The following is a 14,653-nucleotide window of genomic DNA, read 5'->3' as shown; positions in this document are numbered from 1 at the left end:
ACCCTGGCTCACGAAGCCTGACGCAACCCTTCCAGCGCCGTGGAACTCTGCTGGCCGTATGTCTTGAATTTCTCCAGCACCGCCGCGATCTGCTCGTCGCTCAGCACCGGTGGTTCGCCGATCGGCAGGCACAGGAGGTACTGATGCGCCAACTCCTCCACGGTCACCGCCAGCGCCAGCGCACGCGCGATGGAGACATGGGCGGCGATCACGCCGTGATGCGCCATCAGGCACGCGCGGCGGCCTTCGAGCGCCTTCACGACGCGGTCGGCCAGCTCCTGCGAGCCGAAGATTTCATAAGGCGCGCAGCGGATGGTGGGACCGCCGGCCGAAGCAATGGCGTAGTGGATGGCCGGGATGTCCTTGCCAAGGATGGACACGCTGGTTGCGTGCGTGGAATGGGTGTGCACGACCGACCTCAAATCCGGCCGCGCCTGCAGGATGTCGCGGTGGAAGCGCCATTCGCTGGAAGGCAGCACGTCGCCCTCGAAGGTGGCGTCCCATTTCATCGCCACGACATGCTCGGGCTCCAGCTTGTCATAGGGAATGCCGGTTGGCGAGATCAGGAAGCCGTCGCCGTGGCGCACGCTGATATTGCCAGACGTGCCCTTGTTGATGCCCAGCCGGTTCATGCTGCGGCAGGATTCGATGACTTCCGTGCGCAGCGCGAGTTCTTCGCTTGTCATTTGACGCGCGTCCTTTGTCGTTGGTTCTGGTCTATTTCGTCGGATGAAGCGGCGGCCGGCCCTGCAAAATGAGATCGATATCCTCGGCGATCATGTTTGCGGCCTTGATGATGGAATAGCGGGACGCGCCGGCGATATGCGGCGAAAGCGTCACATTGGGCAGTTTCAACAATGGCCAGTCCGCCGGCGGCGGCTCGGGCGCAAACGTGTCGAGCGCGGCACCCTTCAGATGACCGGAAACGAGCGCGTCGTAGAGCGCCTCATAGTCGAGAACTTGCCCACGCGTGGTGTTGACGAGATAGGAGCCGGGTTTCATCGCCTCGATCTGGGCGCGGCCGACCATGCCTTTGGTCTGCGGTGTGACGCGCGGATGCAGCGTCAGCACATCGACCTGACGCACGAGGTCCTCGAATTCCACCTTCTCGATGCCTGCGGCGCGGTCTTCCTCCGAAAGCTCCTTGAACGGATCGGAGAACACGATCTTGCCGCCGAAGGGACGCAGCAGGCGCGCCACGCGCGTTCCCACATCGCCATAGCCCACGATGCCGACGCTCAGTTCGCAAAGTTCCGGCCCGGTATGGTCGAAATGGAAGAAGTCGCGCCGGAATTCGCCCTCCCGCACGGAGAGATGCCCGCGGATCAGATTGCGCGTTTCCGCCAGCAGTGAAGCGACGGTGAATTCTGCCACGGCCGAGGCGTTGCGGCCGGGCGTGTTGATGACCGTGATACCGCGCTCGCGCGCCGCCGCCATCTCGATGTTGACCGGACCGCCACGGGAGACGGCGATGACGCGCAAGCGCGGCGCATGGTCGAGACTCTCTCCGGTGATCGGCGCCAGATGGGTGACCAGAATGTCGATGTCGGAGAGAAAGTCGAAATAATCCTCCGGCCGACCCACGAATTCGGCCACCGGCAGATGCGGGTCATGCTTGGTGGACGTCAGCTTCAGCGGCCAGTCGAGTTGCATATGCTTGAACCGCAGCGCCCGGTCGGGCATGCGCGCCGCAAGGGCCTTGTCGAAAAAGGAAGGTTGCATGAAACCGTCGCCGATGATGCCGACGGTCAAGGTCTCCGTGCTTGCGAGCTTGTTCATCTCTTCAAATCCTCATGCACGCTTGGCGGCATTCGCTTCCGGCAGACCCGGAAGCACATCGCGATAGCGCTCGCTTTCAATCTCCCGCTCGGACAGGATTTCGGCGGTATGCTCGGCGAAGGCCGGCGGGGCCTTGCGATAGGAGGCGGGCGTGCGCGACATCTTGATCGGGCTGCCCGTCCCGCGATACGGCCCAATGTCCACCACCATCTCGCGGTGCTTGGTATGAGCGTCCTCCACCACCTGGTCGATCGAGCGCACCGCCCCGCAGGGCACGCCGGCCTTGATGAGACGGTCGGCGATCGCCTCACAGTCGAAGGCGGCCAGCGCCGTCTCGAGTTCGACCTTCAGCGCGTCGCGATTGACGTTGCGCTCACCGTTGGAGGCGAAGCGCGGATCGTCCGGCAAATCCGGGCGCCCGATGATGGTGCAGAGCGTGGCGAACTGGCGGTTGTTGCCGACGGCCAGGAAGATCGGGTCGGTGCGCGTTGCGAATGTGTCATAGGGGCAGATATTGGGGTGCGCGTTGCCCGAGGGCTCGGCCACCTTGCCCGACAGGTAATAGTTCGGCAGATGCGGATGCAGGAGCGAGACGCCGCAATCATAGAGCGTGGTCTCGACGAATTGCCCCTTGCCGCTGGCGGCGCGTTCGTTGATCGCCATCAAGATGCCGATCACGGCGTTCAACCCGGTCACCATATCAACCACGGGAAGGCCGACGCGCAGCGGCTTTCCACCGAGTTCGCCATTCACGCTCATGATGCCGGCGGATGCCTGGATCGCGGCATCGTAGCCCGGCAGGCCGCCGAGCGGCCCATCCGCGCCGAAGCCCGACACCCGGCAATGGACAAGGCGCGGGAAGCGCCTGGAGAGCTCGTCATGGGAAAGCCCCCAGCGCTCCAGCGTGCCGGTCTTGAAATTCTCGATGAAGACGTCGGCATCTTCCAGAAGCGTCAGCAGTAGCTCCCTACCCGCCGGCTGTGCCAGATCGAGCGCCATGCCGCGTTTGTTGCGGTTGAGGCCAAGGAAATAGCTTGCCGTGCCGTCGAGGAAGGGCGGGCCCCAGCCCCGCGTCTCGTCGCCCGCCGGTGGCTCGATCTTGATGACGTCGGCGCCATGGTCGGCAAGTACCTGCCCCGCATAGGGCCCGCCAAGCACGCGGCTCGCGTCGACGACTTTGAGATTGGCCAAAGAGCCCGTATCGAATTGCATCGCTTTTCCAGTCATGTCACGCCGCCGGCATCGACCTGTCTTTGAGGTCTTCGAGCAGTTGCCCGGCGAAATCGGGATAGGTTTCGGAAAGTTCGTCCAGCACGCGCCCGCGCAACAGCGCCAGAACGTCTGCGTCGGGCAGCGGCGTGGACGCCGGGACCGCGTCATGGTCGAAGGCGAAGCCGGTCGCGGCCTCGATCTCGGCCAGATCGTGGCCGGGATGCACGCTTTCCAGCCGGAAGCCAGGCTTCTTGCCGTCGAAGCTGAACAGACCCTTGCCGGTCAGAAGCGCATAGGGGCCGCCGGTGCGATAGACGCCGTCCTCGCTGACGCCGGGCGCACTGATGAAATCGACCTTGTCCACGAAGACGCGGGGACTGTGCTCCTCGCGAAAGAGGATGACACGTGGCACCACGAAATAGAGATAGGCCGCGCCGAAGGAGCCGGGCCAGCGCACCTTGGTCTGCGGATATTCCCCGACACCCACCAGATTGACATTGGCGTGCCCGTCGATCTGCCCGCCGCCCAGGAAGAATGCGTCGATACGCCCCTGCCCGGCACAGTCGAAAAGCTCGGCCGATCCGTTGGTGAAGAAATTGTGCTCCACCGAGCCGAGTATGGAGATGCGCACGCGTGGCGCGCCGGCTTTTTCCTTCAGCGCGCGCAAGAGCATCGCGCCAGCGGCGGGGATCGGCGACGATGCCCCGACCGCGACGTGGCGCACGCCGTCGAGCAGTTTGGCGATGGTGCAGATGAGGATTTCGCGCGGAAGAACCTCGCTCATTGCGCGGGCTCCGGCAGCGAAGAAGCCATGTAGTCGAGAAATCCCTCGTCCGTGCGCGCCATGGTTGCATAGCGCAGAAGCTCTGCCGTGTCGGTCGGATACTCGCCCCACAGCCCATAGGGCCAAGCCCCCTTCGGCGCGCAAGCGATGGAATCGACATAGAGGGCGGGCAGCGTACCGGCGGCGCTCATTTCGTCGGCAAGCAGATTCTCCTCCACGACACGTTCGACCGTGACCAGCGTGACTTTCGACGCATAGGCCATGGCCGCCAACTCGCGGCGGCGGCCGATCCACACATTGCCGAAGCGGTCGGCCATGGGCGCATGGAAGACGGCAACGTCCGGGTGGATCGCCGGCACCAGCACGATCGGGTCGTCCGTCTCGGAAAAAGGATTGTCGATGAGGCGCCAATCCTTGCGGTTGGTCAGCACATCGGTGCCGATCAGGCCGCGCATCGGCAGAAAGGGACTGCCCTTCTGCGCCGCCATCAAGCCGGCATGGATGGCCGGGCATGTGGCGTCCATCAGCCTGATCGTGCCGTCCTTCGCCGCCTGATTGAAGCGCGGCGCGCCGCCGGCCTCGCCGAGCGAAACGGCGCTCGTCTCCACCGTCGCGACAAGACCCGCGCCGATGAGCTGGTCGACCTGAAGACCGCCGGTCGGAACGCAGATCAGATGCAGATCGCGCGCGCCCCGTTCGATGATCGGCCGCGTCATGGCCATTGAAACGCCGGCATAGTCGACCGGCAGCGCAAGCTTCGCGCCCGGCTCGATCACCCTCGCCATTTCCTCCAGCTCACTCAGCAACTTCGTCTCCTGCCCGTTGCTTGACCTCGCACTCGGCGAGCGGTCGAAATATGTTCTATAATATAGAACGCAATTCTGAAAATTTAGGATAGGCGCGATTGCATGGCGGTGTCAACGCACGTCGTGCACGGCCGGAAAGACGGCGCGGCCTGCTGGATGTGACGTGATTGATCTGAGCGAATCTCATGCAAGCCCGCGCCGGTAATCGCGTTGTGAGGAACCTTGGCTGACAGACGCCGCACAGGACTACATACGCCAGGGCATCACTGCAGGATAACAAGATTATTCCCGACATCGCCTGCACAAAGAAAAAAACCGCCTGCTGCCAACAGCGCCTGCTCTGTATGTTGCATTGCAGCAAGCCTTCGGTCGGCGCGCCCCGGAGCACTTGGCCGCGACCCGGCTTGACAAGGCACAAGCGGCGACTAATGATAAATACGGAATACCGTTCTATAATGTAGAACGCATGGGAGGAATGCGATGACTGTCAGTGTGGCCCGGCGTAGCGAGGGTGGAGAAGGATCGACCGGTGGCGGAAGCGTCTCCCGGCAGGTGATCGGAAGCAGCATCACAGTCCGGGATGTCGTCAAGACCTACGGCAATTTCCGCGCCGCCGACCACATCAGCATCGACATAGAGCCCGGCGAGTTTATCACGCTGCTCGGCCCCTCCGGGAGCGGCAAGACCACGCTGCTCAACCTCGTTGCGGGCTTCCAGAAGCTGAACGAGGGCGAAATCCTTGTCGACGGCAAGGCGATCCACAGGGTTCCCACGCATCGGCGCGGCTTCGGCATGGTGTTCCAGAGCTACGCGCTCTTCCCGAACATGACCGTGAACCAGAACGTGGCCTTCCCCTTGCGCATGGCCGGCGTCGACCGCGCGACAACCGACCGCCGCGTCGCCGAGACGCTGGAGATCATGCGGCTGTCCGAGCATGCGGCGAAGATGCCTTCGCAGATGTCCGGCGGCCAGCAACAGCGCGTGGCCATCGCCCGCTCCATTGTCATGCGCCCGAAGGTGGTGCTGATGGACGAACCGCTGAGCGCGCTCGATCGCCGCCTGCGTGAATCGATCCAGATCGAGATCCGCGACCTCCACCAGGCGCTGGGCAGCACCATCCTTTTCGTCACGCACGATCAGGGCGAGGCGCTGACCATGAGCGACCGCATCGCGGTCCTCGAAAACGGCCGTATCGTGCAGGTCGGCACCCCGACGGAAATCTATCGCCACCCGACAAACCGCTTCGTTGCGTCATTTGTCGGCGAAAGCAACCTCGTCGATGCCGAGATCGTGCAGAAACGCGGCTCGACGATCACGCTGAAAAACCGCGCCGGCTATGTTTTCGAGGCCGAAAGCCGCGGCGCGATCGATGTCGGCCGCGCCACCGTTCTGGTCCGCCCGGAGCGCATCACGATCAGCGACGAGCCTGCTCCCAACACGATCCCGGTTACTGTCACATCCGCCCTTTTCCTGGGCGAGATATTGCGCATCGAAGCGCAGATGGAAGGCGGCGAGACTCTGCTCATCCGCTGTTCCGACAGCGCCGACCGCGCATTGCCCTCGGTGGGCGACAAGCTCCATGCGGGCTGGCGCGCGGAAGACTGCTGGGTGCTTTCATGACTGTCGCCGTCAGGGATGAACGGCGAAGCCAGTCCGTGAGCCTGCGTGAGATCTTCGGCAACCCGGCATGGCTGCTCGTTCCGGCGGCCCTCTTCCTGGGCTTCATCTATCTGCTGCCGCTGATGGATCTGACCAGGATAAGCGTCAGCGGCCCGACGCCATGGGTCTATTTCGACCGGGTCTTCTCGGTGCCCCTCTACTGGGACTCGCTCGTGCGGACGATGGGCATCGCGCTCAGTGTCGCCATACTGTGCGCCATCCTCGGCTATCCGACCGCCCTTCTGATCCACCGCACGCGCGGCTGGGTACAGGTCGTGGTGGCGGTTAGCGTCATCCTCCCTTATTTCATCGCGATCCTCATCCGCACCTATTCCTGGATGGTGCTTCTCGGCCGAAACGGTCCCGTCAACAAGTTAGCCGTCTGGCTTGGCATCTACGACCAGCCGATGCAGCTTCTCTTCAACCGCGGGGCAGTGCTGCTCGGCATGACGGCGGTGCTGCTGCCCATCATGGTGCTGACGATCTATTCCAGCGTCGCCCGCCTCGATCCGAGCCTGACGCGCGCCGCCGCCGCGAGCGGCGCCGGGCCGCTCGCCGTGTTCTGGCGCGTGCTGCTGCCATTGACATTGCCCGGCGTGGGCGCGGGCTTTCTGCTTGTCTTCGTGATGGGCATAGGCTTCTTCATCACGCCGACGCTGCTCGGAGGTCCGGGCGACCAGATGTTCGCCATGCATATCACGCAGCAATCGAATTTCGTCAGCAGCGAAGGCTTTCTGCAGGCACTCGGCGTTGTGCTGCTCGTCATCACCATGGTTTTCGTGGGCATCGCCGGACGCTTCCTCGGGTTCGAGTTTTTGTGGGGCGGCGGCAAGCTTACCGACAAGACTTCCACGAAAAAGCGCGGCAAGGATTACGGCGGGCGTGCATTCTCCCAGGGCGCGTTCGGCAAGCTTCTCGCCGACACGATCGGCTGGCCGATCATGCGCGCGCTTTCGGCGGCACCCCGCTGGCTCGGAAGCGCCACCGTCATTTCAGCCGGCACCTTGGTGATCGCCATTCTGGTGGCGCCGATCATCGTCGTCATGATCATCTCTTTCAGCAAGGCCAGCTTCCTGACATTCCCGCCACCGGGCTACTCGTTGCGCTGGTACGAGCAGTTTTTCACCGACAGTGCCTGGGTGAAAGCGTTCTTCGATTCGCTGACGATCGCCGTCATTTCTGCGCTCATCTCCGTGTTCCTCGGCGCCTCCGCTGCCATGGGCATCGTGCGCAGTTCCATTCGCGGAAAGACCATCATCATGCTGCTTCTGGTCAGCCCGGTGATCGTTCCGCCCGTGGTGCTCGGCCTGTCGCTCTACAGTCTCTATCTGCGCGTCGGGTTCGACGGCACGATCGGCGGGCTGGCAGCCGCCCATGCGATCGGTGGACTGCCGATCGTGGTGGTCATCATCTGCGCCGCGCTGCAAAGCGTCGATCGCAATCTGGAGCAAGCTGCGGCCGTGCACGGAGCCTCGCCGCTCGCCGTATTCCGCACGGTGACGCTGCCGGCGATCGCGCCAGGTCTGGCTGCGGCGACGTTCTTCGCGTTCCTGCATTCCTTCGACGAGCTGGTGTTGTCGCTGTTCCTGACCAGCCCGCGCCTGGTGACACTGCCGCTCAAGCTGTGGGCCGGCGTCAACTACGAGCTCAGCCCCGTCCTTGCCGTCGTCTCCACGCTGGAGGTTCTCCTCGTGGTGGTCGGCATCATCCTTGCGCGGCCGGTACTGACCCGCTCGCGCAAGACCGCGTGAACGATCGAAAACTTAATTAGGGAGGAAGATGAAATGAAACGACATTCGACTTTCAAGTCTCTCGCCGTGCGCTTCACGGCGATGGCGATCATCGCGGCGAGTGCCGCGACCGCCCATGCCCAAAGCAACGAAGTCGTCATGCAGGATCCGGGCGGACCCTATGGCGATGCGTTGCGCAAGGTGATGTACGATCCCTTCAAGAAGGAAACCGGCATCGACGTCGTGCTCGTTCAGGAAGCCCGCAGCGGTCCACGCATCAAGGCGCAGGTCGACGCCGGCAAGACCGATTGGGATCTGACCTTCATCTTCGACCAGGAAACCGCGCTGCTCGGCGATTGCTGCCTTGCCGATATCGACTACGACAAGCTTTCCGACAGCGCCAAGACGACGCTCGCAACCATGCCCGACAATCTGAAGCGCCCGAAGGGCGTCGCCCTTCAGGTGATCGGCGTCGGCATGGCCTACAACACCGATAAGTACAGCGGCGACAACGCGCCGAGCGGCTGGGCCGATTTCTGGAACGTCGAAAAGTTCCCTGGGTCACGCTGTCTGCCGGCATGGCCGCGCTTCGTTTTTGAAGCCGCGCTCATGGCCGATGGCGTGAAGAAGGAGGACCTTTATCCAATCGACATGGAACGCGCCCTGGCGAAAATCGAGGAGATCAAGCCCCACGTCACCAAGTGGTGGACCACTTCGGCCCAGGCACCGCAACTCCTGCTCGACGGCGAGGCCGACATGTGCATGGCGTATACAGGCTCCATGAGCCTGCTTGCACTCGAAGGCGCGCCGGTTGAAGTCAATTGGAACCAGGGCTTCATCTACTATGATTTCTTCTCGATCCCGAAAGGCGCGCCGCACTACGAAAACGCGCTGAAGCTGCTATCCTGGCGCCTCGATGCAGAGCGGGCGGCGGAGCTTACCTCAGCATATCCCGTGGCGCTGCCGTCGCCGCTGGTGTTCGAGAAGGCCGATCCGGAAGTCAGCCGTTACTGGGCCAACAATCCCGAAAACGTGAAGAAGGCCATCGAGTGGAGCCCGGACTTTTGGGGTGCCAAGTCGTCCGACGGCAACACCACCAATGAAGAATATGGCCAGGAAAAACTGAACGCCCTGCTCTCGCAATAAGGGCGGAAGGCAATCTGGACGGCCGCGATCGCCGATCGCGGCCGTCCGCGCAGTAAGGGGCCGGCTCGGTTGGCCGGGGCCGGCAGCTCATGGTAGAGAACGCCATGTGTTTCATTCAGCCGATTGGCAATCTCCGCCCCTTTGACGGAGCATCGGACTTCACCGAAAATCGCTTCCGATTCTCGGCCTGCGAACTCGGCGACGGCATGGATTATGGATAAAGCCTTCATCAAGGGACTGCGACTTCTGGAAGCGCTCGCGGCAAGCGAGAATCCGCGCGGCGTCACCGACCTCGCGGCCGAACTGAAGCTCACGAAAAGCAATGTCCATCGGCTGCTTACGACGCTGCAGATGCATGGCTATGTCCGCCAGATACCGCCCAGCAGCACCTATGAACTGACGACCAAGATCTGGCAGCTCGGCAGCAACGTCATCCGCCGCCTCGACATCGTGCAGGTCGCCCGCCCCGCGATGGCCGAACTGGCCGAGATCACCGGCGAGACGGTTCATTTGTCCGTTCTGGAAGGCACCGACGTCATCTATCTCGACAAGATCGAAAGCGCCCATCACATCCGGGCGCATACCAGCGTCGGCGCCCGCGCACCCGCATTCACGATGGCGACCGGAAAGGCCATGCTCGCGCATCTGCCCGACAGCTATCTCGAACGCTTCGTTCCCCATTTCAAGCGCTACACCAGCACCACGCGCATAACGCTGGAGGAGTTGCGCGAGGATGTCGAACTGGCGCGCCGGCAAGGCTACGCGGCGGTGCCGCATGGCGAATGGCGCGCAGGCATCGCCGCATGCGCCAGCGCGATCCTCAACCGCTCCGGCGAAGTCGTCGGCGCGATCGGCATGTCCGGCCCCGACACCCGCATCAACCGCCGGCAATTGAAGCAGATCGCGGAGCATGTCGTGCGTGCGGGGCAGACGATCAGCGCCGCGCTCGGTTATGTTCCGCGCGACTGATCCAGAGCGCATGCCCTCTCCGCGTGGCCAACGCCCTGCTCAGCCATCATCTCTTCCAGACCACGCAGCCTCAGACTTTGGTTGGTGGCAGCGCCCGCGAAACAAGATCACTGACTGGTCGAACCGGCGGCTTTTGCACGGGTGTGGCACCAAAGCAGTCACAGCTCTGCTTGCGGGAGCACATTCTATGGTCGATGATCAGCATGCAGGAAGTCGGCAAGGAACCCGCCATGCCATGGATTGATCGTCTGTCGGATGCGGTGATCGCGCAGAAGGTGGAAGCTGGCAAATGCCGGGGCGATTAGGTGTCATAGCGAGAGGCTAGGGCGATGCGTTTTCAATCTTGGCCCGATATCGGATTCTGGCCCTACACGATCATCGTGTTCTTTTCCGTCTTGTTCCTCCTCGGCTTCGCCGCAGAGGCCTGGCTGGGTATACGCATCGACCAGATCGGCAAGCGCCAGGCCGCCGACCCGGCCATCAGGCCGCGAATGGTCGTTGACGTCGATTTTTCAATCCATCGGGGCATACATCGCAGCGCCCGTCTGCTGGCCGAGCCCGAACGGTCCTGGGCCGTGCTTTGGGCAGATCGCTTCAAGCGCTACTTCTTGAGCCTTGCTGCCATCGTCGGTATCGGCCTGTCCGGCTTGGTTATCACCGCGCTGTTGGGCTGGAACGGAACGTGAGGAGTGGATAGCCGAACGGCAGCTTTGGGGAAGGAAAGTCCGAAAGCTGCCCTAGGTGATTCAGCCAACCCGCCTCGATCCCCGCACGCCCGGATAGGTCGCGTAGTTGTCGGCCTCAGCTCTTTCACGGGTCGGATCGTGCGGCGTCATCCGGCAAGCGGCCGTCGCTTTGCGAAACCCGTTCCCAAGGTGTGGGGCATGGTTTCAGAACTTCACGGCAAGGTCGAGCTTGAAGCTGTGATCCTGCGTCTTGCTGGCGAGCTGGCCGGCATAGGCGACGCCGAATGTTGCGGCCTTTGCAATCTGGAGGTCGAGGCCGGCCTCGATCGCCAGCGCGTTCCTGGCGATCGGCAGACCTTCGATCGCGAACGGCGTGCCGCCTGCAAAGGCGAAGGTGGAGGTCGGCACGGTGTCACCGAAAGCATGCCGCCACCCCAGCATGCCACGGGCGGTAACGCCGAGGTTTCCGAGGGCAAAGTCAGTAGCGGCATGTGCGCCGAGTGTCGTGAACGTGACATCCGTGGTGGACGCTGCGGAAACGAGGCCCATCCCGCTGCCTGTTTCGGCAAAGCCGTCCGCCCTGACGCTTGCATGTGCCAGTCCGGCAAATGGCTCAAGGCGGAGATTACCGGCGGACATGCGATAGCCGAGTTCGCCGAAGACCTGCGCGGTGCCTGCGTTATAGTCTGCTGCCGGCTTGCCGTCGAAATCATAGAAATAGCTGCTGAACCGAGGCGCGCGCCGGGTTTCAATATCGTGCCATGTGTAGGCAGCACCCGTCCGCAGGGCGACCGCACCCCACTCGGTGCCGGCATAAAGGCCGAGGTGTATATTCTTGGAGGAGCCTGACGAGGATGTACGCGGGCTCTCGAATGTGGTCTGGCTGTAGCCGCCGAGCACGCCGACCCGCCAGGCGTCGCCCATAGCCGCGTCGCCCATAGCCGCGTCGCCGCCGAACAGCACGCCGCCGATGGAGTGGTCAAGGCCCGCCACATTATCTGTTCCGTCGCGTTCACCCCAGGCTCCGAGCGCCTGGCTCCAGACTGCGAAACGATCGGTCGTGGCAGGCGCGAGTTCTGGCCCGTCCGGACCGTAGGCCATAACCGGCAACGCCGGGGCGCCGACATCTGCAAAGGCAGTGCGAAGGCGTGATGAAGCCGCATCGCTGATGAGACTGGTTTGCGTGACCAGCGTGCCGGCAAGCGAGGGGTGGATCTCGCCGGTAAGCTGGTTGAACGCGACGGCTGCCCCATCCGCGTTCAGGGTCGTGACGATGCCGTAGAGCTGGTTGTCCAGGCCGAGGCTTTCGATGCCTCCCGCGACCCCTGCACCGTTGCGTGTGGTGGCCACGTCGGCGAAGGCGACGCTGTTGCGCGAGACGTCGAGATAGACATTCGTCGGATCATAGATGAGATCGAAATCGAGGAAGGCATAGCAGTTGCAGACATCCGCGAACTGTCCAGTGACGTCGCCATCTGCAGACAGGATCGTGTGGCGCGCATCGCCGCGATAGGCGCCGGGCTCGAACCCGACATCGACCGACCCTCCCTCGATGGTGGCCGTGCCGGTGATGTCGAGACGGCTCGTGCCGTCCGGCGCGCCGAGTTCCACGACCAGCCAGGCGTCTTTCTGATGACGATAATTGCCGTCGATGGTGAGCGTGCCGCCGTCGCGGTTCCAGCCGGCGTAGACCGCACCATTGTTGTCCACGTCGCCGAAGATCGTGCCGGTGCCGGCGAGCGTGCCGGCCGGATCGATGAGCGTATCGGATGTTATGCTGCCGTTAACGGCAAGCACACCGCCGGCGATGCGGGTGTCGCCGAGATAGGCGCTGTCACCAGTCAGGACAAGCACGCCATTGCCCGACTTCATCAGCCCGCCATCGCCGGTGATGTCGTTTTCCCATACGCTTTTGCCTTCGTCGATCACCGCGTGGAAATCGCCCCAGTCGAACTTGCCCGGTCCAAGCACTGCCTTGCCGGCATCGAGCAGGCCGTAGCCGAAGATCTCGTCCACGCCCGGAGCGCCGACATCCCGGGCCGTCCCGAGCAGAACCTGGCGCACTTGCTCCATGGTCATGTAAGGAAACATTTGCGCAACCAGCGCGGCAGTGCCGGCTACAAACGGTGCAGCCAATGACGTGCCCCATTCCTTGCTGTATCCGCCGCCTGCATTGGCAACCAAAATGTCGTCCCGGTCGCCTATCCAGACCCATTGTTTGTTGCCGTCGTCCCACTCCCAGACGTCGCCGCCGCCGGGTGCTGCCAGGCACCAGCTCATGGCGACGCCGCAACGATTCGACCATGTCGGCATATCGCCGGGCGCAACCGCGGCGACCGCCAGCCAACCGGACTCCAGTTCCGGAAAATAGAAGGGAAGGCCCGCGTTTATGGCGGGTTGGCTCCATCCTTCATTTCCCGTGGCCCATATCAGAAGAGCTCCTTCGGCGACAGCGCGACGATAAACCGGAAGCTCCCGTTCAAAGCCGCTCTCCGCTTCTTCGAAGGTAAAATCCGTAGTCGGGCGTAAAAACCCATAGCTGTTGTTCAAGATGCGCACTCCACGCTCGACGAGCATCGAGATGCCATAAAGATCGCCGTATTCATCTCCGCCGTACCTGTTGGCAGAAACGATCATTGCTCCGGGAGCCACGCCATGCATGCCGACTCCATCGCGATTGGCGGCAATAATGGATGCAACTGAAGTGCCGTGGTTCTCCGCGTCCACGTTCCAGGGATACGATGGATCGAAAGTGACACCTTCGATATAGCGCCCCACAAATTCAGGATGATTTATGTCAAGACCACCATCGATCAGTCCCACCATGACCCCGCTGCCATCGAGCCCCTTTGCATAGGCATCGGCAGCATTGATGAAATCGAGCCCCCATTGCGCGCGGTATTCCGGGGTGCGCCAGCTTTCCGGATCAGTCGGGTCGCCGGAGGTCTGTGCACTGGCGGCGTTGGCCAGTATGCCCGCAATGGCGGTGGACAACAGAAGCGAGCGAAAGGTGCCGCGACTTCCAATATTCATCCGGATAATCCCCTGCCCTGACTTCTGCGACGAACCACGTTCGCTCGACACCGCCAAGACTGATTCTCGACGCAGAATTCCCCCGTAACATACAAGTGCCCGCCCCATTCTGGCAAAATCCATCAGGCTCATGCCGGCCCGCCATGGTGCCCCCCAATGACGAAGCTGGCAACACGAGGCGCCGCCGAAACGACAGTCGGGTATGATCCATACCACGGCACCTGTATCCGATAAGGCCTGGCAAACTGTCAGCCGGCAGCAACTGCCGTTTCGACAATCTGCCGGTAGGGCGTCGTCGGACGGCCGATCAATGCGCTCAGTTGCCGGCCCTTGTCCTCCAACTCATCCCTCGATGCGCCGATATCGGATTCCGCGATCAACTCGGCAACGACGTCAGGAAGCCCCATCCCGATGAGAGCCTGCTTGAACTCTGCCTTGGGCAGGTCCTGGTAGGTGACGGGTCTGCCCGCTGCTGACGCGATGGTGTTTGCCAAATCGGCCAAGTCATAGCTCTCGTCTCCGGCCAGTTCATAGACGAGGCCGGCATGGCCATCCATGGTGAGAACGACCGCCGCCGCCGCATAGTCGGCACGTGTCGCGGACGAGAAACGCCCCTTTCCGGCGCAGCCGATGACGGCACCATGTTGTAGCGGAGCTTGCACGGAGGGCATGGTTCTCCGTGTACCAGCCGTGCCGAAACAGGCCGAACGGCAGACCTGAGTCCCGCAACGCGGCTTCGGTGGCTTTGTGGTCCGCAGCAAGGCCGGAGGTCGCCGTATCGGCATGCCGCAGGCTCGCTAACTGTCCTGTACGCGCCCTTTACGAACTGAACTATCAAAGCCAACGCAA

The 14,653-nt window shown here is 62.8% G+C and carries 13 protein-coding genes; 6 read left to right on the top strand and 7 right to left on the bottom strand.

All coding sequences use genetic code 11. The features are described 5' to 3' along the window. Positions 1 to 8 precede the first annotated feature (8 nt). The 5 genes from AAFN55_RS13660 to AAFN55_RS13640 are packed head-to-tail and all read right to left on the bottom strand — an operon-like array spanning position 9 to position 4,560. The gene (locus tag AAFN55_RS13660; protein ID WP_347799384.1) at positions 9 to 686 is read right to left on the bottom strand and encodes an L-fuculose-phosphate aldolase; all 678 of its coding nucleotides are present in this window, start codon (positions 684 to 686) and stop codon (positions 9 to 11) included. Between the two features lie 31 nt (positions 687 to 717). After that, the gene (locus AAFN55_RS13655) at positions 718 to 1,779 is read right to left on the bottom strand and encodes a 2-hydroxyacid dehydrogenase (protein WP_347799383.1); all 1,062 of its coding nucleotides are present in this window, start codon (positions 1,777 to 1,779) and stop codon (positions 718 to 720) included. Between the two features lie 12 nt (positions 1,780 to 1,791). Continuing rightward, positions 1,792 to 2,991, bottom strand: a complete 1,200-nt coding sequence (locus tag AAFN55_RS13650; protein WP_347799382.1) for a CoA transferase — start codon at positions 2,989 to 2,991, stop codon at positions 1,792 to 1,794. A gap of 16 nt (positions 2,992 to 3,007) precedes the next feature. After that, positions 3,008 to 3,775 carry a CoA transferase gene (locus tag AAFN55_RS13645; protein ID WP_347799381.1) on the bottom strand — a complete coding sequence of 256 codons (768 nt, stop codon included), beginning with the start codon at positions 3,773 to 3,775 and terminating at the stop codon, positions 3,008 to 3,010. Continuing rightward, positions 3,772 to 4,560, bottom strand: a complete 789-nt coding sequence (locus AAFN55_RS13640; RefSeq protein ID WP_347800259.1) for a CoA transferase — start codon at positions 4,558 to 4,560, stop codon at positions 3,772 to 3,774. Before AAFN55_RS13640 ends, AAFN55_RS13645 begins: the two co-directional genes overlap by 4 nt. A gap of 501 nt (positions 4,561 to 5,061) precedes the next feature. On the opposite strand from AAFN55_RS13640, the gene AAFN55_RS13635 reads away from it, so the two are divergent. The 6 genes from AAFN55_RS13635 (at position 5,062) to AAFN55_RS13610 (ending at position 10,771) form a co-directional block, all read left to right on the top strand. Beyond that, positions 5,062 to 6,201: an ABC transporter ATP-binding protein gene (locus tag AAFN55_RS13635; RefSeq protein ID WP_347799380.1), complete on the top strand. Its 1,140-nt coding sequence runs from the start codon at positions 5,062 to 5,064 to the stop codon at positions 6,199 to 6,201. Further along, the gene (locus AAFN55_RS13630; protein ID WP_347799379.1) at positions 6,198 to 7,991 is read left to right on the top strand and encodes an ABC transporter permease subunit; all 1,794 of its coding nucleotides are present in this window, start codon (positions 6,198 to 6,200) and stop codon (positions 7,989 to 7,991) included. The genes AAFN55_RS13635 and AAFN55_RS13630 overlap by 4 nt, the downstream gene beginning before the upstream one ends. Positions 7,992 to 8,024: 33 nt before the next feature. Then, positions 8,025 to 9,116 carry an ABC transporter substrate-binding protein gene (locus tag AAFN55_RS13625; RefSeq protein ID WP_347799378.1) on the top strand — a complete coding sequence of 364 codons (1,092 nt, stop codon included), beginning with the start codon at positions 8,025 to 8,027 and terminating at the stop codon, positions 9,114 to 9,116. Between the two features lie 213 nt (positions 9,117 to 9,329). Beyond that, positions 9,330 to 10,085: an IclR family transcriptional regulator gene (locus AAFN55_RS13620; RefSeq protein WP_347799377.1), complete on the top strand. Its 756-nt coding sequence runs from the start codon at positions 9,330 to 9,332 to the stop codon at positions 10,083 to 10,085. Between the two features lie 23 nt (positions 10,086 to 10,108). After that, entirely contained in the window at positions 10,109 to 10,390 is a 282-nt protein-coding gene (locus AAFN55_RS13615) for a hypothetical protein (RefSeq protein WP_347799376.1), read from the top strand. A 24-nt stretch (positions 10,391 to 10,414) separates the two neighbouring features. Further along, the gene (locus AAFN55_RS13610; protein WP_347799375.1) at positions 10,415 to 10,771 is read left to right on the top strand and encodes a hypothetical protein; all 357 of its coding nucleotides are present in this window, start codon (positions 10,415 to 10,417) and stop codon (positions 10,769 to 10,771) included. Between the two features lie 204 nt (positions 10,772 to 10,975). Here AAFN55_RS13610 and AAFN55_RS13605 read toward each other — a convergent pair whose 3' ends face one another. Further along, positions 10,976 to 13,936, bottom strand: coding sequence for an autotransporter domain-containing protein (locus tag AAFN55_RS13605; RefSeq protein WP_347799374.1), 2,961 nt, complete (start codon positions 13,934 to 13,936; stop codon positions 10,976 to 10,978). Between the two features lie 116 nt (positions 13,937 to 14,052). Then, the gene (locus AAFN55_RS13600) at positions 14,053 to 14,475 is read right to left on the bottom strand and encodes a hypothetical protein (RefSeq protein WP_347799373.1); all 423 of its coding nucleotides are present in this window, start codon (positions 14,473 to 14,475) and stop codon (positions 14,053 to 14,055) included. Positions 14,476 to 14,653: the final 178 nt, after the last annotated feature.

Origin of the sequence: Mesorhizobium sp. CAU 1732, from assembly GCF_039888675.1 — a bacterium.
Lineage (GTDB): Bacteria > Pseudomonadota > Alphaproteobacteria > Rhizobiales > Rhizobiaceae > Aerobium.
The sequence above is the reverse complement of the archived record's forward strand: the minus strand, read 5'-3'. Positions and strand labels throughout refer to the sequence as shown.